Consider the following 18553-nt stretch of genomic DNA (forward strand, 5'->3'; position numbering starts at 1 on the left):
GCCCACCAGGAGGACGAATGGCAGCGACGCTGCACGACGTGAGCCGGCTTGCCGGGGTGTCGATCAAGACGGTCTCGAACGTCATCAACGACTACCCGTACGTCCGGGACAGCACGCGTCAGCGCGTCCTCGCGGCCATCGCAGAGCTCGACTACACGCCCAACCTCTCGGCGCGCAGCCTGCGGTCCGGGCGGACCAACGTGATCAGCCTCCTCATCCCGGAGCTGCGGAACGCGTACTTCGCCGAGCTCGCGGACTCGGTGATGCGGGCTGCGCGCGAGCGGGGGCTCTCGGTGCTGATCGAGCAGTTCGGAAACGACCGCGCCAGCGAGCTGTCCGTGCTGCGCAACCGGAGCGGCCGCATGGTCGACGGCATCCTGTACAGCGTGCTCGGCCTGGACGAGTCGGACCGTGACGCCATCGCCGAGGTCAACACCCCGATGGTGCTGCTCGGCGAGCGGATCTTCAACGGTCCGAAGGACCACGTGACCATGCAGAACGTCGAGGGCTCCCGGGCCGCCACCGAGCTGGTGCTGGCCGGCGGTCGCCGTCGGGTGCTCGCGATCGGCGCGCACCCCGGCGAGGTGATCGGCTCGGCCGGGCTTCGGCTTGCTGGGTACCGCGAGGCGCTGGAGGCCGCGGGCGTCGCCTACGACGAGCGCTTCGTCGTCCCCGCCGGCACCTGGCACCGTGCCGACGGCGCCCGTGCCATGCGTGCGTTCCTGGAGACGGGCCTCGAGTTCGACGCGGTCGTCGCCTTCAACGACACCCTCGCGCTGGGCGCGCTCCGCGTGCTTCAGGAGGCGGGTCTCCGCGTCCCCGACGACGTCGCCCTCATCGGCTTCGACGACATCGACGAGACGCACTACTCGATGCCGACCCTCTCGACCATCGACCCCGGACGCGACGAGATCGCCCGCCGGGCCGTCGAACTGCTGGTGCGGCGGATCGAGGAGGACGCCGACACCCTCGAGCCGGAGGAGATCGCGGTGCCGTTCCGCGTCATCCAGCGCGAGTCGACCCCGCCGGCGCCGGCCGCCGCGGATGCTGCCGACGAGACCCCGGTGGCCACGGAGACGCCGGTGGCCGCCGAGGCGTGAGCCGCCGCTTCGTCAGACCAGCGCCGCGTCGATCGCGGCGAGCACGTCCTCCGTGAGCTCCGGCCCGTCCAGCGCGCCGAGGTTCTGCTCCAGCTGCTGCACGCTGCTCGCGCCGATGATCGCCGAGACGACGACCGGGTTGCGGAGCACCCACTGCAGCGCGAGCTGGGCGAGCGTCTGGCCGCGGCCGGCAGCGATGTCGTTGAGGGCACGCACCCGGGCGAGCACGTCCTCGGTGAGGTCGGACTCGTGGAGGAACGCGCTGGTGACCGCGCGCGATCCCTCCGGCACTCCGCCCAGGTATCGGTCGGTCAGGAGGCCCTGGGCGAGCGGCGAGAACACGATGGCCGCGGCGCCCGCCTGCTCCACCGCATCCAGCACGCCGTCCTCGGGTGAGCGGTCGAAGAGGGAGTAGCGCGGCTGGTGCAGCAGCAACGGCGTGCCGGAACCGGCCAGCAGGGCGGCTGCAGCGGTGGTGCGTTCCGCGCCGTAGTTCGAGATCGCGGGGTAGAGGGCCTTGCCCCGCTCGACGGCGGTGGTGAGGGCGCCCATCGACTCCTCGAGCGGTGTCTCGAGGTCGGGCCGGTGATGGTAGAAGACGTCGACGTAGTCGAGTCCGAGGCGCGCGAGGCTCTGGTCGAGCGACGACAGGAGGTACTTGCGCGATCCGTGGTCGCCGTACGGGCCGGGCCACATCAGGTAACCGGCTTTGGTGGAGACGACGATCTCGTCCCGGTGCGCCTTCAGATCGGTGGCGAGGATGCGGCCGAACACCTCCTCGGCGGCGCCAGGGGGAGGCCCGTAGTTGTTCGCCAAGTCGAAGTGCGTGATCCCCGCGTCGAACGCCCGGAGCACGATCGCGCGCTGCGTCTCGAAGGAGCGGGTGCTCCCGAAGTTCTGCCACAGCCCCAGCGACAGCGGGGGCAGCAGCAGTCCGCTGCGGCCGGCGCGCCGGTAGGGCATGGAGTCGTAGCGGGCGGGATCGGCGACGAAGGTCATGCGGCGGGCTCCTGATCGGCGGGGGTGCGGAGCAACGGTACCGCGGATGCGATGCACCGGCGGTACCGCGCCGCCAGCATGCGCGTGTCAGGAGGCGAGCGCCTCCACCAGCGCCTTCGCGACCGCCTCGCTCGACTGCGGGTTCTGGCCGCTGATCAGATTGCCGTCCCGAACGACGTGCGAGGTCCACGCGTCGCCGTCCTCGACGAGCGCACCGCGCTCGCGCAGGGTGGAGGCGACGAACCAGGGGGTGTTCTCGCGCAGACCGCCCGTGCGCTCCTCCTCGTCCGTGAAGACCGTCAGGCGCCGGCCCGCGAAGGCGAACGCACCGGACGCGTCGACGGCGCTGAGCAGGCCGGCGGGTCCGTGGCAGAAGGGGGCGATCAGCGTCCCGCGCGCATCCGCCTCGGTCAGGAGGGAGCCGAGTGCGGCATCGAACGCCAGGTCGGCCATCGGGCCGTGGCCGCCCGGCAGCACGACCGCGTCGTAGTCGGCGGCGACCGCCGAGTCGAGCGCGAGAGGATGCGCCAGGTCGTCCGAGATCTGGGCGAGGTAGGCGCGGAAGTCGTCGACCTTCGCCTGTTCGCCGACGATCTCGACCGTCAGTGATCCGGGGTCGACGGTCGGGATGCAGCCGCCGGGCGTCGCGATGGTGATCGTGTGCCCCGCAGCCGTCAGGTCGCGGTGCGCGACGACGAGCTCTTCGGCCCAGAAACCGGTGGGATGCGCGGAGCCGTCCGCGAGGGTCAAGGAGTCGGCCGCGGTCACGACCATCAGGATGTTCGACATGGGGGTCCTTTCGACTCCCCGATTGTGGCGGGCCGCAACGGTCGCTCCCGATCGGTGCGACCGCACCCGGGCATCGGAAATCTTGGGATGGTCACCGCAGGCAGCGGCGGAGGAACTCCGCCGCTGCGCCGAGTTGCGCATCCCGCTCCCACTCCCGACCGCGCGTCGCCAGGTACAGCGTGTTGAGCGGCGGCACCTCGGGGGAGTGGAGGGCAACCAGCGATCCCTCGGCCAGGTCGCCCTCCACAAGGTAGCGGGGGAGGACGGAGAGGCCGGCGCCGGCGAGCACGGCCGAGCGGATGCCGCGGAGGTCCGGGATGATCGCCGCGATCGACGCGGGTTCCGGCCGCTTCCCGAACTCGCTGCGCCAGTACCGGCGAATGATCGGCAGGTTCTCGGCGTACGAGACCACGGGCACCTCGTCGAGTGTCGTGCCCGTCCACCGCGGCGCTGCCACCAGCACGAACTCCTCGTCGTACACGGGAACGCTGGTGATGCCGCGGCGGCGCGGGGGCACCGCGCTCACGACGATGTCGAGGGATCGAGCGGCCAGCTGGTCGAGCAGGTCGTCGGCGAGGCCGAACACGAACCGCAGGGTCGCATCCACCTCGTCCCGCGCCTCGGCGATGCGCGGCAGGACCAGCAGGGAGAGGATGTCGGCAGCGCCGCCGATGTGCACCGATCGACGCGGCGGGCCGGGCGCGCCGGACCCGGCGGTGGCATCCTCGATCGCGTCGAGATGCGCGGCCACCTCGCGGGCCAGCTCGGTGCCTTTGGGCGTGGCCGAGGCGCCGGCCGGCCCTCGGGTGAAGACGGCGTATCCGAGCGACCGCTCCAGCGCATGGATGTGCGCGGAGACGGTCGGCTGCGAAAGGCCCAGCAGGTCGGCGGCGCGGGTCAGCGAGCCGGTCCGCCACACCGTCACGAACGTGCGCAGGTGGTCGAGGCTCTGGCTGGTCACGGGGTCACCCTATGCGACGGCGGGTGTCATCCGATGCCGAACAGGGTTCTCGCGTTGCCGGATTCGAACGCGTCCCGAGCGGTCTCGTCGGGCAACGCATCGAGGAAGACTTCGATCTCGTCGCGGGTCGGAAGCTGGAACGGGTAGTCGGTGGAGAACAGGATGCGGTCCGGCGTCGTCACCGCGAGCGCATGGTGGAGCATGGCCGGGTCCAGCATCCCGGATGCCGTGATCCAGACGTTCTGCTGTAGGTACTCGGTGATCGATCGCTCGAGTCCGGCGGCGCGGGCGAGGCCGTCCGCCCGCTGGTGCCAGAACAGGAGCAGTTCGCCCCAGTGGCCGAGAACGAGCTGCAGGTCGGTGTGCCGATCGAGCACGCCGCGGGTCATCAGCCGGAGGGCCGCCGTGCCCGCTTCGAGGTGCCAGCCCCACCCGAAGGTGGCAAGGGCGAGGTCGGCGATGTCGCCGAAACCGCTGTAGCTGGCGGCACGCACGGAGGCCGGCGGGATCTGCGGGTGGATGAAGATCGGCTGCCGCAGCCGCGCGGCGACCGCCCAGAGGTCGTCGAAGCGGGGGTCGTCGAGCAGGATGTCGCCGGTGCGGCCGTAGACCATCGCGCCGGTGAGGCCGAGTGCGGATGCCCGTTCGAGCTCCCCGGCCGCGCTCGCGGGGTCGGCCAGCGGCAGCGTCGCCATCGCCCGGAACCGGTCGGGATGCGCGCTCACGATCGAGGCCGCAGCATCGTTGGCCTCGCGGCTGAGCCCCGCCGCATCCGCCCTCGAGAGGCCCTGTGCTCCGGGCGGCGCCAGCGACAGCACTTGCAGCGCGACGCCCTGCGCATCCATCGTCGCGATCCTCTCGGCGTCCACGTCGGCGAGCCGGCCTCGCGCACCGCCGTGGTCGTTGAGCGCGAGGCTCTCGTCGCGGAGTCCGAGCGGCTGCGCGCGGAGCGCTGCATCGATCCCGTCGAAGGTCCAGTGCTCCTCGATGCCGACCAGACCCGGGGTCGTGGCCTGCGTGGTCCCGCTCATGGCATCTCCTGTCTGTGTTCTCGAAGTCCGGGCGCTCAGAGCGATTCGCTCATCGACTGTTGAGTGACCGTACCACATTCGCTCACCAGCTGTAGAGTGAACGCATGGACGCCTCCCCCTCGCGCGCACAACGCCGCGCCGCGACCGCCGCCCGGATCCTCGACGCCGCACAGGCCGAGTTCGGTGCGCATGGCGCAGAAGGAGCGACCATCCGGGGCATCGCGCGACGCGCCGGCGTGGATCCGTCCCTGGTGCTGCAGCACTACGGCTCGAAGCAGGGGCTGTTCGCGCTCGCCGTCCGCCCGGCCGCCGATCTCACGGCCGAAGGGGTGCCGGCCCACCTGGCGGAGGTGCTCGAGGCCCGGTTGACGGACCTGTCGCCTGCGACCAAAGCGCTCATGCGGTCGATGCTCACCTCTGCCGAGGCGGCTGCGGTGATGCGCGAGTATCTCCAGGAGCGCACCGAGAACCTGGCCCGCACGTTCTCGGGTGACGACGCCGAGCTGCGCGCGGCGGCGATCGTGTCGAGCATCCTCGGCGTCACCATCGCCCGCCACTTCCTCGAGCTCGCGCCGCTGAAGGACGCCGATGAGGCTCAGATCGCGGCGCTGGCGGCCACCTGGCTGGCACCGCTCACCTGACGGCGCGCCGGTCGATCCCGGCGCGGGCTGACCTGCTCGGCTAGCCGACGGGCAGTCCGACCCGGCCGCCCTCCAGAGCGGTGCGGAGCCGCGCGAGGACCGGGCCCATCGCATCGATGTCCGACGGCGTCATCTCGGGGGACACGAGTTCGGCGAGGCGCTCGCGGAACGTGCTCTCGGCGTCGGCGACGAGGTCCGCGCCTGCGGGCGTGAGGCTGACCAGGGAGGAGCGCCCGTCCGCCGGATTCGGATGGCGGGTGACCCAGCCGCGGGCTTCGAGGCGGTCGACACCTTTGCTGATCGCGCCGATCCCCGCGGCGAAGTTCGTGGCGACATCCGCGATGCGGGAGCCGGGGTGGTCGCGGAAGTAGCGGAGGAACTCGTATTGCGAGGTCGCGATGCCGTGCTCTCGGCGCAGTGTCTCGCCGATCGCGTTGTACAGCCGCGTCTCGCACCGGACCAGGTCGTCGAACAGCTGGATGAGGCCATCGGTTGCACTTTTAGTTGCCACGGCATACATTCTATGAGATACATGCCGCGGCAAGTAGTTGGCGACGAGGAGAGAACATGAGCAGGGAACAGCGACGAGCACTCGACCGGCAGTTGCGGGAGGCGCCGCAGCCGGACGGACCGGCCTCGGTCGAGAGCATGCGAGAGGGCTTCGCCCGGCTGATGAGCCAGTTCCCCATCCCCTCCTCCGTCCGCCGGACCCCCACCGAGGTGGCCGGCCGACCGGCGGTTCTCGTGGAGCCGTCGACGGGGCAACGCGCAGGCACGATCCTCTACTTCAACGGAGGCTCGTTCTCGCTCGGTTCGCCGGAGACGGCGATGGCGCTGACGGCGCATCTGGTCGAGCGGACCGGGGTGCGGGCGCTCTCCCTCGACTACCGACTCGCGCCCGAGCATCCCTTCCCCGCGGCGATCGACGACTGCCTGTCCGCCTATCGGGCCCTGCTGGACGACGGCGCCGACGCCGCGTCGATCGTGCTTGCCGGCGACTCCGCGGGCGGAGGGCTGGCGGTCACGACGACACTCGCGGCGCGGGATGCGGGTCTCCCGGTCCCGGCGGGCATCGTCGCCTTCTCGCCGGGGCTCGACCACACGCGCTCCGGAGGGTCGATGGCGACGAAGGAGGGGATCGATCCCTTCTTCACCGCCGAGGGGATGCGCCGCACCGGCGAGCTCTACCTCGACGGCCAGGATCCGCACCAGCCGCTGCTCGCTCCCGCGATCCTCGGGGACCTGAGCGGGTTCCCGCCGATGCTGCTGCAGGTCGGCACCAACGAGCTGCTGCTCGACGACTCCGTGCGGCTCGCCGACCGGGCGCGGGAGGCGGACGTCGACGTGATCCTCGACGTGGTCGCGGACGTCCCCCACGTGTTCCCCGCCTTCGTGGGGATGCTCGACGAGGCGGACGAAGCCGTCGATCGGGCTGTCCTGTTCATCACGCAGCGGCTGCGCGCCGGCTGACGGTACAGCCTCGGCCGGGATCAGGCCTGCTGGGGGTGCTCGGCTTCCTCGTCGGCGAGGATATCGTCGGCGTTCGCCGCGATCCACGACATCAGGGGCAGTAGGTGCTCGGTCAGCTCGTGCCCGCGGGCGGTGAGGCTGTAGTCCACCCGGGGCGGGATGGTCGGCTGCGCCGTGCGGAGCACGAAGCCGTCGGCCTCGAGGGTGCGGAGCGTCTGCGCCAGCATTTTCTCGCTGATGCCCTGCACCGTCCGGCGCAGCTCGCCCCAGCGGAGGTCGCTCTGCGAGAGCGCCACGAGCACCAGCACACCCCAGGTGCTGGTGACGTGGTTGAGGACGATCCGGGTCGGGCACGCCGACGGGAGCACGCCGTCGGTGAAGCCGAAGCCGTTGAGTGACGCAAGACTGGTGTCCACGTCAGTAACTTACCAAAAAGTGGGTACCTGCGATGGGGAAGTAATGGACGCGGAGATGAGTTGCCTCCGATGTCCGATCGAAAGGAACCCATCATGACCATCGTCGTCACCGGCGCCACCGGCCACCTCGGCCGCCTCACCGTCGACTCCCTGCTCGCCCGCGGCGTCGCCGCCTCCGACATCCGCGCGGCCGGCCGTTCCGCCGAGCGGCTCGCCCCGCTCGCAGCGCGGGGCGTCCAGACCGCCGTCATCGACTTCGAGAAGCCCGAGACGCTCACGGAGGCCTTCGCCGGTGCGGACGCCGTGCTGATCGTGTCCGGCTCGGAGGTGGGCAAGCGGGTGCAGCAGCACCGCAACGCGATCGAGGCCGCCGAGGCCGCGGGCGTCGGCCGGCTCGTCTACACGAGCGCACCGCACGCGACCGACGGGGCGCTCGTGCTGGCGCCGGAACACAAGGCGACCGAGGAGCTGCTCACCGCGTCGTCGCTGCCCGTGACGATCCTCCGCAACAACTGGTACACCGAGAACTACACCGGCCTGATCGACCAGGCCGCCGCGACCGGCGAGATCGTCGGCAGCGCGGGCGACGGACGGGTCGCGAGCGCCTCCCGCAAGGACTACGCGGAGGCCGCGGCCGTCGTGCTGATGACCCCGAGCCACGAGGATGCGGTCTACGAGCTGAGCGGCGACTCCGCCTGGACGTTCGACGAGCTGGCGTCCACGATCGGCGAGCTGGTGGGACGTGAGGTCGTCTACCGGTCGGTCTCGCCGGAGGAGCACACGCGCATCCTCACCGAGGCGGGACTCGACGAGGGCACGGCCGGCTTCGTCGTCGCGCTCGACGGCAACATCCGCGACGGGGAGCTGGCCGACGTGCGCAGCACGCTGGCCGACCTGATCGGCCGCCCGACGACGCCGCTCGCGCAGGGCCTCGCGGAGTCGCGCTCAGAGGCCGCGGCCTAGTCGCACCCTTCCCGTCGGGCAGATTCGTGCCGAATGTGCGCTTTCGCGCCCGCTAAACGCACATTCGGCACGAATCGCGGCTCAGATCTCGACGTCGCTGCCCATCGTCACCGTCCGGAGCGGCGGCAGCCCGAATCGGGCGGCGGGGTCGGCGGCGTTGTGCGCCAGCGCGACGAACAGCGATCGGCGCCACCGCACCGTCCCCTTGGTCCGGGTGGTGCGGATGGCGCCCCGCGAGATGAAGTACGACGCACGCGGGAAGTCCGAGGGATCGAGCGGCAGTGCGCCCGCGCGGCACGCGGCACGCAGCGCGCGGGGGATGTCCGGCTTGTCCGAGAAGCCGAACCGGATGCTGAGGTGCTCGATGCCGTCGTCGGCGTACCCGAGGTCGTCGTACGTGAACGCCTCCGAGGTGGGCACGTGCGGCACCTGCGCCGTGCTGATCGACACGATGATCACGTGCTCGTGGAGGACGTGGTTGTGCTTGACGTTAGCCCGCAGAGCGAGCGGGGTCGTGTCCTTGTTGGGGTGCGGGAACACGGCGACGCCGGGCACCCGGGGGAGGTTCTGCTCGCGCAGGTTGTCGATGAACTCGGAGAGCGACCCCTCCTTGCGCTTGCGGTCCTGCTGCACCAGCTGGCGTCCGCGGCGCCACGTCGTCATCACCAGGATGACGGCCGCAGCGATGAGCAGCGGCACCCACCCGCCGTTGATGATCTTGGAGAGGTTGCCGGCGAGGAACGCGAGTTCGAGTCCGCCGAACGCAACGGCGGCGAGGATCATCTTCCACGGCGCCCAGTTCCAGAGCGGCTTGGCGACGAGGAGCAGCAGCAGGGTGTCGACGACCAGCGCGCCCGTGACCGAGATCCCGTACGCGGTGGACAGCCGGTCGGACGATCCGAACGCGAGCATGACGGCCATCACGCCGATGAAGAGCAGGATGTTGACTGCCGGCAGGTAAATCTGGCCGCCCTCGCGCTCCGACGTCTGCCGGATCGTGAGCGGCGGGAGCAACCCGAGCTGGACGGCCTGCCGCGACAGCGAGTAGGCGCCCGAGATGACGGCCTGGCTCGCGATCACGGTCGCTGCCGTGGCCAGGATGACGACGGGCAGCCTGCTCCACTCGGGGAAGAGCAGGAAGAACGGATTGCTGCGCGCGGCGGGGTCGTGGAGGATCAGCGCGGCCTGCCCCAGGTAGTTGAGCGTCAGCGCGGGGAAGACGAGCACGAACCAGGCCCTCCGGATGGGGGAGCGGCCGAAGTGGCCCATGTCGGCGTAGAGGGCCTCCGCGCCGGTGATCACGAGCACCACCGCACCCAGAGCGATGAACGAGATGGTCGGGTGGGAGACGATGAAGACGACGGCGTAGGTGGGCGACAGGCCGAGGAGGACAGCCGGATACTGCACCACCATCACGACGCCGGCCACCGCCATCACGACGAACCAGAGCACCATGACCGGCCCGAACAGCACGCCGACCTTGCCTGTCCCGAACCGCTGGACGGCGAACAGGACGACGATGATCACCGCGGCGATCGGGATGACCAGATGCGAGATCGCCGGGATGGTGACGTGAAGACCTTCGACGGCCGACAGCACCGAGATCGCCGGCGTGATGATCGAGTCGCCGTAGAACAGCGACACCCCGACGATGCCGATCACGAGCAGGATGCCTGCCTTGCCCGCCCGGCTCGCGTAGAGCCGCTGCGCCAGGGCGGCCAGCGCCATGACCCCGCCCTCGCCGTCGTTGTCGGCGCGCATCAGGATGCCGAGGTACTTGATCGACACGATGATGGTGATGCTCCAGAACATCAGCGAGATCACCCCGAAGACGTCGTCCTGGTTGGGACGCACCGCACCGCCGTCGAGCAGGAACACCGTCTTCAGCGCGTACAGCGGGCTCGTGCCGATGTCGCCGAACACGACGCCGAGTGCGGCGAGGGCGGCGGCCGCCAGCGCGCGCGGATGGTGAGGCGCACCCGCGGGCGCACCCGCGTGCGCCGTCGGCGGCGCTACGAACTCTCGCACTCCGGCAACGGTACGCCGATTCCGTGTCAGCCGGGCACACGCGGCGGCGCGGTGCTCTGCCGGACCACCAACTGCGGGATCGGGTACTCCGCCGCGATCGTCGACGCATCCCCTCCCTCGATCTGCGTGACCAGCACGTCGATCGCGTGCGCGCCGAGCCAGGCGAAGTCCTGGCGGATGGTCGTCAGCGGCGGTGCGAAGTGCTTCGCCTCCGGGATGTCGTCGAAGCCGACGATGCTGAGGTCGCCCGGGATGGCGAGCCCGAGGTCGGCGGCGGCGTGCATGAGGCCCAGCGCCATCTGGTCGTTGGAGGCGAACACCGCCGTGAAGTCGGGATGGTCGAGCAGCTTCAGTCCGACCTCGTAGCCCAGGTCGGCTGTCCAGTCGCCGAGGACCGGCGCGGTCGCCGGCAGGTCGTGGTCGGAGAGCTCGGCGAGGAAGCCGTTCATGCGGTCCTCTGCCTCGTTCCAGTCCTGCGGGCCGGCGAGATGCCGGATCCGGGTGTGGCCGAGCTCGATCAGGTGCCGTGTCGCGAGCCGTGCTCCCGCCTCCTGGTCGAATGCCGCGACACGGCCGTCGCTGTCGTCCTTCCAGTGCATGCTCACGAAGGGAACCCGCACGGCCACCCGCTGGAGCGCCTCGTGGGCGCGCTGCTGCGGCGCGATCACGACGACGCCGTCCACGCCCTGCGCCGCGAACGCGTCGAGCGCCTCCGAGATCGCGGCGTCGTCCTCGCGGGCGAGGGTGGCCGAGAGGATGGCGTAGCCGCGTGCGCGCGCCGCCTCATCGATCGCCGCGGCCGCGCTGAACGGTCCGTAGTGCGAGCGGGCGGAGACCAGCAGCCCGATCGTCTTCGAGCGGGAGGTGGCCAGCGCCCGCGCCGCGCTGTTCGGCCGCCAGGAGTGCTCCTCGATGACCTTCCGCACCTGCGCCTCGGTGGAGGCCTTGATGTAGCGCTCGCCGTTCAGCACCCGGGACACGGTCTGACGCGACACACCGGCCAGCCGGGCGATGTCCCGGATGGAGAGCGCGCGCTGCTCGTCGGGTGGGTGCTTGTCCATGCATCCTGTCTCGTCGGCGAGAGCGGCTGCGCTGCCACGCTCGGTGAACGTGTTCATCATATTTTTCCGCGGAGCACTTGACTGACGCCCGGCTCAGGTCATAACGTCTAACCCGTTCTGGGACCGGTCACATATATCGCGTACGGACCAGCATACGACGAGGGAGTCGCACATGACAGCAGCAATCGGGCCGCACAGCAGCGGCCGTTCCTGCAGCTCCCCGTCGCACGCTGCGACGGGGGCGCGTGACAGTTCCGAGCTCGGCGAGCTCGTGCGCAGTGGGCGCACGGGTCGCCTCACCGCTCGAAAGGAATCACAGTGAAGTTCAGGAAAGTGGCACTCGCTGCGGCCGCGCTCGGCATCGCCGTCGCGCTCGCCGCGTGCACCGGAGGCCGCGGCGGCGGAACAGGGTCGAGCACCGACAACAAGGGCGCGCTGGTCGGCGTCGCGATGCCGACGAAGGTGTCCGAACGCTGGATCGCGGACGGCAATGCGGTCAAGTCGGACCTGCAGAAGAACGGCTACAAGGTCGACCTCGAGTACGCCAACAACGACATCCCGACCCAGGTGCAGCAGGTCAACACGATGATCACCAAGGGCGCCAAGGTGCTCATCATCGCCTCCATCGACGGTGGCTCGCTCACCGACCAGCTCGACGCGGCCGCCAAGGCGGGCATCAAGGTCATCTCGTACGACCGACTGCTCACCGGCGACAAGAACGTCGACTATTACGTGTCGTTCGACAACTACAAGGTCGGCGTCTACCAGGCCAACTCGCTCCTCACCGGCCTCGGAGTCCTCGACAAGGACGGCAAGCCGACCGGGCAGAAGGGCCCGTTCAACATCGAGGTCTTCGCCGGAAGCCCCGACGACAACAACGCGACCTTCTTCTACAACGGCGCGATGGACACCCTGAAGCCGTACATCGCCGACGGCACCCTGGTCGTCAAGAGCGGGCAGACCAACTTCAACCAGGTCGCGATCCTGCGCTGGGACCCGGCGACGGCCAAGGCACGCATGCAGGACCTCATCGCCAAGTCGTACTCCACCGGCACCGAGGTGCAGGGCGTGCTATCGCCCTACGACGGTCTCTCCGACGGCATCCTGAGCGCGCTCGAGGGCGCCGGCTACGGGTCCGGCGGCAAGAAGCTCCCGATCATCACCGGTCAGGACGCCGAGGTCGCCAGCGTGAAGCAGATCATCGCGGGGACGCAGTACTCGACGATCTACAAGGACACCCGCAAGCTGGCGAACGAGGCCGCCAAGATGGCCAACGACCTGCTCTCCGGCAAGAAGCCCGAGGTGAACGACACCAAGAGCTACGACAACAAGGTCAAGGTCGTCCCGAGCTACCTGTTCCAGCCGGTCGTCGTCACCAAGGACAACTACAAGGAGATCCTGGTCGACAGCGGCTACTACAAGGAGTCCGACCTTCAGTAGGTCCGGCCTGACGGTCCGGGCCGGTCGGTGACAACGCCGCCGGCCCGGGCCTCATTTCGCCAAGCAAGGGAGACCATGGCCAACACGATTCTCGAGATGCGCAACATCTCGAAGTCCTTCCCCGGCGTCAAGGCGCTGCAGGATGTCTCGATCAGCGTCGAGGAGGGATCCGTCCACGCGATCTGCGGCGAGAACGGCGCAGGCAAGTCCACGCTCATGAAGGTCCTCTCGGGGGTGTACCCGCACGGGACCTTCGAGGGCGAGATCGTCATGAACGGCGAGCCCGTCGAGTTCCGGTCGATCAACGACTCCGAAGCGGCCGGCATCGTCATCATCCACCAGGAGCTGGCGCTGTCGCCCTACCTGTCGATCGCCGAGAACATCTACCTCGGCAACGAGCGGCAGAAGCACGGGTTCATCGACTGGAACGAGACGAACCTGGAGGCGGCCAAGCTGCTCGCCCGGGTGGGTCTCCACGACAACCCGATCACCAAGATCAAGGACATCGGCGTCGGCAAGCAGCAGCTGGTCGAGATCGCCAAGGCGCTGTCCAAGGAGGTGAAGATCCTCATCCTCGACGAGCCCACCGCGGCGCTCAACGACGAGGACTCCGCGCACCTCCTCGACCTGATCCGTCAGCTCCAGTCGCACGGGATCACGGCGATCATCATCAGCCACAAGCTCAACGAGATCAAGGCGATCGCCGACCGGGTGACCATCATCCGCGACGGCCGCACGATCGAGACGCTCGAGATGGGCACAGAGGGCACCAGCGAGGAGCGCATCATCAAGGGGATGGTGGGCCGGGATGTGGCGAGCCGCTTCCCCGACCACGTGCCCCACATCGGCGAGGAGCTGCTCCGGGTCGAGGACTGGACCGTCCACCACCCGCTCGACCGCACGCGCACGGTGGTCGACAACGTCAGCTTCCACGTGCGCGCCGGCGAGATCGTCGGCATCGCGGGCCTGATGGGCGCGGGGCGCACCGAGCTCGCGATGAGCATCTTCGGCCGCAGCTACGGGGTCGGGATCAGCGGGCGCGTCTACAAGCGCGGCCAGCAGATCTCGGTCAGCACGGTGTCCAAGGCGATCGCCAACGGCATCGCCTACTCGACCGAGGACCGCAAACACTTCGGGCTCAACCTGATCGACAACATCCAGCGCAACATCTCCATCGCCGCGCTCGACAAGCTCGTCAACTGGTTCAAGTTCGTCAACGACCAACGGGAGTCGCTGGTGGCGGAGGAGTACCGCCGCACGATGAACATCAAGACGCCGAACGTGCTGACGCTCACCGGGAAGCTGTCCGGCGGCAACCAGCAGAAGGTCGTGCTGTCGAAGTGGATGTACGCCGACCCCGATGTGCTCATCCTCGACGAGCCCACCCGCGGCATCGACGTCGGCGCGAAGTACGAGATCTACACGATCATCGACCGGCTCGCGGACCAGGGGAAGGGCATCATCGTCATCTCCTCCGAGCTGCCGGAGCTGCTCGGCATCTGCGACCGCATCTACACCCTGAGCGAGGGCCGCATCACCGCCGACGTCCCGCGCGAGAAGGCAACCGCCGAATACCTCATGCAATTCATGACCCAGGAACGCGAGAAGAACACCGCATGAAATCGCTCACGAAAGCCCTCAGCTACCTGACCAGCCAGCTGCGTCAGATCGGGCTGTTCATCACCCTGATCGCCATCGTGATCTTCTTCCAGATCGCGACGGGTGGCATCACCCTCGCGCCGATCAACGTGTCGAACCTGATCGTGCAGAACAGCTACATCCTCATCCTCGCGATCGGCATGGTGATGGTCATCATCGCCGGCCACATCGACCTGTCGGTGGGGAGTGTCGTGGCGTTCGTCGGGGCGATGGCGGGTGTGTTCATCTCCGAATGGCACCTGCCGTGGCCGCTCGCGATCGTGTTCTGCCTGGTGCTCGGAGCCCTGGTCGGAGCGTGGCAGGGGTTCTGGATCGCCTACTTCGGCATCCCGGCCTTCATCGTCACCCTGGCCGGCATGCTCGCGTTCCGTGGCGCGGCGCAGATCGCTCTGGGAAACCAGCAGATCTCGTTCTTCCCGAAGGAGTTCCGCGCGATCGGTTCCGGCTTCCTGCCGGCGTTCGGCACCACAGGCTACGAGCCGCTGACGATGGTCCTCGGTCTGCTCGCGAGCATCGCGATCCTGGTGTCGTCGCTTCGCCAGCGCGCCGTCCGGCGCAAGTACGACCTCGAGGACGAGCCGCTGTGGTGGTTCGTGGTGAAGCTCGTCTTCCTGATCGCCCTGGTGCTCGTGATGACGGTGCTGCTCGCCAGCTACAACGGCACCCCGATCGTGCTGATCATCCTGGCCGTGCTGGTCGTCGGCTACTCGGCGATCATGAACCGCTCCGTGTTCGGCCGCCACATCTACGCGATCGGCGGCAACCTGGCCGCTGCCGCCCTCTCCGGCGTCAAGACCAAGCGGGTCACCTTCCTGCTGTTCGTCAACATGGGCGTGCTGTCGGCCGTCGCCGGTCTCGTGTTCACGGCGGGCCTGAACCTGGCGAGCCCCAGCGCGGGCAACGGCTTCGAGTTGGATGCGATCTCCGCCGTCTTCATCGGTGGCGCGGCGGTCACGGGCGGTATCGGAACGGTGACCGGCGCCATCATCGGTGGTCTGATCATCGGCGTGCTGAACAACGGCATGTCGATCCTCGGTATCGACAGCGACTACCAGCTGCTGATCAAGGGCCTGGTCCTGCTCGCCGCGGTCGCGTTCGACGTCTACAACAAGCGGCGGTCCGTCGGGCAGTAACCTTCCGGCATGAAGGCGATCACCGTCAGCGATCCCGCCGCTGGAGTCGCGGGAATGAGAGTGGAGGAACGCCCGGCGCCGCACGCGGCCGAGCATCGTCCGCGTGCACGCCGCCGGGTTCACCCCGGGCGAGCTGGAGTGGCCGGCCACCTGGACGGACCGGGCCGGCCACGACCGCACCCCGGCCATCCCCGGGCACGAGCTCGCGGGCGTCGTGACCGAGCTCGGGTACGGCACGACCGGCCTGACCGTGGGTCAGCGCGTGTTCGGGCTGGCCGACTGGGCGCGCGACGGAACGCTGGCCGAGTTCGTCGCGGTGGAGGCCAGGAACCTGGCCCCGCTGCCGGCCGATGTTGATTTCGTGACCGCGGCGAGCCTCCCGATCTCCGGTCTCACCGCCTGGCAGGCGCTGTTCCAGCACGGCGGCATCCAGGCGGGACAGACGGTGCTCGTCACCGGAGCCGCGGGAGGCGTCGGGTCACTCGTCGTCCAGCTCGCGCGCGAGGCCGGAGCCGTCGTCATCGGCACTGGGCGGGCGGGTCACCGCGATCGTGCGACGGAAGCGGGTGTCCACTCGTTCGTGGACACGGAAGAGCTCGATGCGGCGGGATCCGTGGACCTGGTCGTCGACGTGCTCGGCGGCGACGTCGGTGCGCGAGCCCTGGGGCTGGTGCGACCGGGCGGCCGGTTCGTCACGATCGCCGCGCCGCCCGCGACGGAGCGGCCGGACGTCACGGCACTGTTCTTCGTCGTGGAACCGAGCCGCGTCGAGCTGGAGCAGCTGGTCGCCCGCGTCCGTGCCGGCGCGTTGCGCAGCTTCATCGGCGACGTGGTCGAGCTGGATGGCGCCCCCGCCGCGTTCGCCGGCCGCGGTTCGCGGAACGGCAAGACGATCGTGAGGGTGGCGGACTAGGGCCGGCCGTCCTCCGCTGGGCTGAACTCAGGTGAAGAGTTTGAGGGTCTCCAGCCCGCGTGCGCTGATGCTGACTACGTAGGGACCAGGCCGCGTCAACGCTCGCCGAAAGATGAGCTCCTCGTGCTGAAGAAAGCGGTGGGCCTTCTCGGTTCCGGTGAGCTGATTCTTTCCCAGAGCAAAGATGCGGGCTCCGGCGCTAACGACGGCCCGTGCCTCAAGCGGTCGTTTCGCCACGGCCTTGTCACCGGTCAGGAGGAATTCACCTTGTTCCGCCGCGTCGCGTATCCAGTCGACATCTGCCAGGCCTTGCGCGGTGCGAGAGCCATACCGTTCTCGCATGCTGACGATCTGCCACCCGGCGGCCCGGAGCGCACTGGGTACTTCATGGTCACCGAGACTGCGGTCGGTGAAGAACCGCAACCCGGTCATCCGTAGTACCTATGCAGCAGCCAGGACGAGGTTTTCGACCGTTGCAGCGGGGATGTCGTAGTCGTGCGCTACATCCTGGATCGTTTCGCCGGCAGCCAGCCGATCAAGCACATCATCGACCCTCACACCGTACTCGCTGAGGGTGGGCTGGCCGAAGTTGATATGCGGATCGATTGTCCAGCCAGCGCCGGATGCGCGGGGGATACGGACCTGGCCGATGAAACCGTCACGATATTCGACGAGTTTGAGGTGCTCTCGCACTATCTCACCGAATGCCGCTTGACCGTTGCGGACGACCACGAGGCGATTGTCATCGAACGCGGCATTCTTCTGCCGCAGGTCCCACAAGATCTCGGCACCGTCAGTTTTCAGCCGATCGCTGGCCAGGGCGTGCTCGACACCGATCTGGGTGCGCAACTGCTCCAGAGCGGGTCGAATACGCACCACGGGTACGCCAGCTTTGGTGAACGCTCTCACGATCCACGCCTCGGCAAGCCCTATGAAGGGAACGGTGAAGCCGCGCCCAGGTCGCTCAACCGTGATGAAGGGCGGCATTCGATTGCCGGACAGCGTCTTGTATCCGCTGGCCCAATGGTTGAAGGTCGACTGCGGAAGACCCAGAATGCGACTGGCTTCCCCTTGGGTATAGAGAGGAACCAAGCTGCGCTCGTCCATCGCGGGTCCTCCTCTCACGCTGCGTCCAGGCTAGCAGCGCGCCGACCAGCCGCTGGGAAATTGCGGTCACAGCAGGCGTGAGGCGTTGAACCATGGCAATGCATTCACGACGCCTTCCTGAAGACCTCCTTGGCCATCGCCATGGCGGACATCGCCTTCGGCCAGCCCGCGTAGAACGCGAGGTGCGTGATCGCCTCGATCAGCTCCTGCTCGGTCACGCCGTTGTCGCGCGCGAAGGCCAGGTGGAAGCGCAGCTGCTCCACGTTGCCGCCGGTCAGCAACGCGGCCACCGTGACGAGGCTGCGGTCGCGCTTCGAGAGCTCCGGACGCTCCCACACCTCGTCGAAGAGCACGCGGTCGGTGTAGTGCACGAGCCCGGGAGCGAAGTCGCCGAAGGCGCGCTGCCCGCCGGTCCAGCCGGTCGTCGCGTCGCTCATGCTGTCCGCCCCTCGTACTCGTCGTCGGTGATGTGCTCTTTCCAGGTGGTGGTGTCCGCCGGGTCGTCGGCCGACTCCAGCATCGCGATGTGCTCCATGAAGCAGCCCGGCGCGGCGGCGTGCCAGTGGTCCTGGCCGGGCGGTGTGTAGAGGGTCTCGCCGGGTCGCACCTCGAGGATGTTCCCGTCGCGGTCGCCGAACCGGGCCACACCGGCGGTGACCCGGAGGTACTGCCCGCGGGCGTGGCTGTGCCACGCGGTGCGGGCGCCCGGCGCGAACCGCACGAGGGCGACCGTCATGCGCTGGTCGGCCTCATGCGGCCCGGCGATCGGATCGACCCAGACGTCGCCGGCGAACTGCTCCGGCGGATTCTTGACCGTGGGGGTCCGTGGCTCGATGTTCATG

General features: G+C 68.9%; 20 protein-coding genes. 8 read left to right on the forward strand and 12 right to left on the reverse strand.

Annotated features, from left to right (window positions below; genetic code table 11):
* Positions 1-17: 17 nt before the first annotated feature.
* Entirely contained in the window at positions 18-1100 is a 1083-nt protein-coding gene (locus AXZ95_RS03560; protein ID WP_018189634.1) for a LacI family DNA-binding transcriptional regulator, read from the forward strand.
* A 12-nt stretch (positions 1101-1112) separates the two neighbouring features.
* Here the strand turns inward: AXZ95_RS03560 and AXZ95_RS03565 are convergent, their stop codons facing one another.
* From AXZ95_RS03565 to AXZ95_RS03580, 4 genes are all read right to left on the reverse strand, one after another.
* A complete protein-coding gene (locus AXZ95_RS03565; RefSeq protein WP_018189635.1) occupies positions 1113-2099 on the reverse strand; it encodes an aldo/keto reductase in 987 nt (328 codons plus the stop codon).
* An 87-nt stretch (positions 2100-2186) separates the two neighbouring features.
* Positions 2187-2888, reverse strand: coding sequence for a type 1 glutamine amidotransferase domain-containing protein (locus tag AXZ95_RS03570; protein ID WP_018189636.1), 702 nt, complete (start codon positions 2886-2888; stop codon positions 2187-2189).
* A gap of 91 nt (positions 2889-2979) precedes the next feature.
* Positions 2980-3849, reverse strand: coding sequence for a LysR family transcriptional regulator (locus AXZ95_RS03575; RefSeq protein ID WP_018189637.1), 870 nt, complete (start codon positions 3847-3849; stop codon positions 2980-2982).
* A gap of 26 nt (positions 3850-3875) precedes the next feature.
* Positions 3876-4880, reverse strand: coding sequence for an amidohydrolase family protein (locus AXZ95_RS03580; protein ID WP_018189638.1), 1005 nt, complete (start codon positions 4878-4880; stop codon positions 3876-3878).
* A 104-nt stretch (positions 4881-4984) separates the two neighbouring features.
* Between AXZ95_RS03580 and AXZ95_RS03585 the strand changes: the two genes are divergently transcribed.
* Positions 4985-5521, forward strand: a complete 537-nt coding sequence (locus AXZ95_RS03585) for a TetR/AcrR family transcriptional regulator (RefSeq protein WP_018189639.1) — start codon at positions 4985-4987, stop codon at positions 5519-5521.
* Between the two features lie 40 nt (positions 5522-5561).
* On the opposite strand, the gene AXZ95_RS03590 is transcribed toward AXZ95_RS03585, so the two are convergent.
* Complete coding sequence (locus AXZ95_RS03590; protein WP_018189640.1) at positions 5562-6032, reverse strand: MarR family transcriptional regulator; 471 nt, start codon at positions 6030-6032, stop codon at positions 5562-5564.
* Between the two features lie 56 nt (positions 6033-6088).
* Between AXZ95_RS03590 and AXZ95_RS03595 the strand changes: the two genes are divergently transcribed.
* Positions 6089-6991 (forward strand): alpha/beta hydrolase, encoded by a 903-nt coding sequence (locus AXZ95_RS03595; protein ID WP_018189641.1) that lies wholly within the window; start codon positions 6089-6091, stop codon positions 6989-6991.
* Positions 6992-7011: 20 nt separating this feature from the next.
* Here the strand turns inward: AXZ95_RS03595 and AXZ95_RS03600 are convergent, their stop codons facing one another.
* Positions 7012-7407 (reverse strand): helix-turn-helix domain-containing protein, encoded by a 396-nt coding sequence (locus tag AXZ95_RS03600; RefSeq protein ID WP_018189642.1) that lies wholly within the window; start codon positions 7405-7407, stop codon positions 7012-7014.
* 93 nt (positions 7408-7500) lie between these two features.
* On the opposite strand from AXZ95_RS03600, the gene AXZ95_RS03605 reads away from it, so the two are divergent.
* Positions 7501-8370: an SDR family oxidoreductase gene (locus AXZ95_RS03605; RefSeq protein ID WP_018189643.1), complete on the forward strand. Its 870-nt coding sequence runs from the start codon at positions 7501-7503 to the stop codon at positions 8368-8370.
* Positions 8371-8451: 81 nt separating this feature from the next.
* Here the strand turns inward: AXZ95_RS03605 and AXZ95_RS03610 are convergent, their stop codons facing one another.
* Together AXZ95_RS03610 and AXZ95_RS03615 are read right to left on the reverse strand one after the other, a co-directional pair.
* Complete coding sequence (locus AXZ95_RS03610; RefSeq protein ID WP_018189644.1) at positions 8452-10398, reverse strand: potassium transporter Kup; 1947 nt, start codon at positions 10396-10398, stop codon at positions 8452-8454.
* Positions 10399-10424: 26 nt separating this feature from the next.
* Positions 10425-11459 carry a LacI family DNA-binding transcriptional regulator gene (locus AXZ95_RS03615; RefSeq protein WP_026307036.1) on the reverse strand — a complete coding sequence of 345 codons (1035 nt, stop codon included), beginning with the start codon at positions 11457-11459 and terminating at the stop codon, positions 10425-10427.
* Positions 11460-11777: 318 nt separating this feature from the next.
* Between AXZ95_RS03615 and chvE the strand changes: the two genes are divergently transcribed.
* The 4 genes from chvE to AXZ95_RS03635 all read left to right on the forward strand — a co-directional run bounded on the left by chvE (position 11778) and on the right by AXZ95_RS03635 (position 16604).
* A complete protein-coding gene (gene chvE / locus AXZ95_RS03620) occupies positions 11778-12899 on the forward strand; it encodes a multiple monosaccharide ABC transporter substrate-binding protein (RefSeq protein WP_029042853.1) in 1122 nt (373 codons plus the stop codon).
* Between the two features lie 75 nt (positions 12900-12974).
* Positions 12975-14519 carry a multiple monosaccharide ABC transporter ATP-binding protein gene (gene mmsA, locus AXZ95_RS03625; RefSeq protein WP_018189647.1) on the forward strand — a complete coding sequence of 515 codons (1545 nt, stop codon included), beginning with the start codon at positions 12975-12977 and terminating at the stop codon, positions 14517-14519.
* A complete protein-coding gene (mmsB, locus tag AXZ95_RS03630; RefSeq protein WP_018189648.1) occupies positions 14516-15691 on the forward strand; it encodes a multiple monosaccharide ABC transporter permease in 1176 nt (391 codons plus the stop codon). The genes mmsA and mmsB overlap by 4 nt, the downstream gene beginning before the upstream one ends.
* A 103-nt stretch (positions 15692-15794) precedes the next feature.
* On the forward strand, positions 15795-16604 hold the full coding sequence (locus AXZ95_RS03635; RefSeq protein ID WP_018189649.1) for an NADP-dependent oxidoreductase: 810 nt from the start codon (positions 15795-15797) through the stop codon (positions 16602-16604).
* Positions 16605-16631: 27 nt separating this feature from the next.
* Here AXZ95_RS03635 and AXZ95_RS03640 read toward each other — a convergent pair whose 3' ends face one another.
* From AXZ95_RS03640 to AXZ95_RS03655, 4 genes are all read right to left on the reverse strand, one after another.
* On the reverse strand, positions 16632-17036 hold the full coding sequence (locus AXZ95_RS03640) for a hypothetical protein (RefSeq protein ID WP_018189650.1): 405 nt from the start codon (positions 17034-17036) through the stop codon (positions 16632-16634).
* 9 nt (positions 17037-17045) lie between these two features.
* Complete coding sequence (locus AXZ95_RS03645) at positions 17046-17711, reverse strand: DUF433 domain-containing protein (RefSeq protein ID WP_018189651.1); 666 nt, start codon at positions 17709-17711, stop codon at positions 17046-17048.
* A 104-nt stretch (positions 17712-17815) separates the two neighbouring features.
* Complete coding sequence (locus AXZ95_RS03650) at positions 17816-18148, reverse strand: carboxymuconolactone decarboxylase family protein (protein ID WP_018189652.1); 333 nt, start codon at positions 18146-18148, stop codon at positions 17816-17818.
* Positions 18145-18552, reverse strand: coding sequence for a cupin domain-containing protein (locus AXZ95_RS03655; protein WP_018189653.1), 408 nt, complete (start codon positions 18550-18552; stop codon positions 18145-18147). Before AXZ95_RS03655 ends, AXZ95_RS03650 begins: the two co-directional genes overlap by 4 nt.
* Between the last annotated feature and the right edge of the window lies 1 nt (position 18553).

It is taken from the genome of Leifsonia sp. 115AMFTsu3.1 (genome assembly GCF_004362795.1).
Classification (GTDB): Bacteria; Actinomycetota; Actinomycetes; order Actinomycetales; family Microbacteriaceae; genus Leifsonia.

Bases quoted from the DNA above. Each gene is read 5' to 3' on its own strand.
- AXZ95_RS03560 (WP_018189634.1), top strand. From the start codon at position 18: ATGGCAGCGACGCTGCACGACGTGAGCCGGCTTGCCGGGGTGTCGATC.
- AXZ95_RS03595 (WP_018189641.1), top strand. From the start codon at position 6,089: ATGAGCAGGGAACAGCGACGAGCACTCGACCGGCAGTTGCGGGAGGCG.
- AXZ95_RS03645 (WP_018189651.1), bottom strand. From the start codon at position 17,711: ATGGACGAGCGCAGCTTGGTTCCTCTCTATACCCAAGGGGAAGCCAGT.
- mmsA (WP_018189647.1), top strand. From the start codon at position 12,975: ATGGCCAACACGATTCTCGAGATGCGCAACATCTCGAAGTCCTTCCCC.
- AXZ95_RS03585 (WP_018189639.1), top strand. From the start codon at position 4,985: ATGGACGCCTCCCCCTCGCGCGCACAACGCCGCGCCGCGACCGCCGCC.
- AXZ95_RS03615 (WP_026307036.1), bottom strand. From the start codon at position 11,459: ATGGACAAGCACCCACCCGACGAGCAGCGCGCGCTCTCCATCCGGGAC.
- AXZ95_RS03580 (WP_018189638.1), bottom strand. From the start codon at position 4,880: ATGAGCGGGACCACGCAGGCCACGACCCCGGGTCTGGTCGGCATCGAG.
- AXZ95_RS03565 (WP_018189635.1), bottom strand. From the start codon at position 2,099: ATGACCTTCGTCGCCGATCCCGCCCGCTACGACTCCATGCCCTACCGG.
- AXZ95_RS03605 (WP_018189643.1), top strand. From the start codon at position 7,501: ATGACCATCGTCGTCACCGGCGCCACCGGCCACCTCGGCCGCCTCACC.
- AXZ95_RS03640 (WP_018189650.1), bottom strand. From the start codon at position 17,036: ATGACCGGGTTGCGGTTCTTCACCGACCGCAGTCTCGGTGACCATGAA.
- mmsB (WP_018189648.1), top strand. From the start codon at position 14,516: ATGAAATCGCTCACGAAAGCCCTCAGCTACCTGACCAGCCAGCTGCGT.
- AXZ95_RS03650 (WP_018189652.1), bottom strand. From the start codon at position 18,148: ATGAGCGACGCGACGACCGGCTGGACCGGCGGGCAGCGCGCCTTCGGC.
- AXZ95_RS03655 (WP_018189653.1), bottom strand. From the start codon at position 18,552: ATGAACATCGAGCCACGGACCCCCACGGTCAAGAATCCGCCGGAGCAG.
- AXZ95_RS03570 (WP_018189636.1), bottom strand. From the start codon at position 2,888: ATGTCGAACATCCTGATGGTCGTGACCGCGGCCGACTCCTTGACCCTC.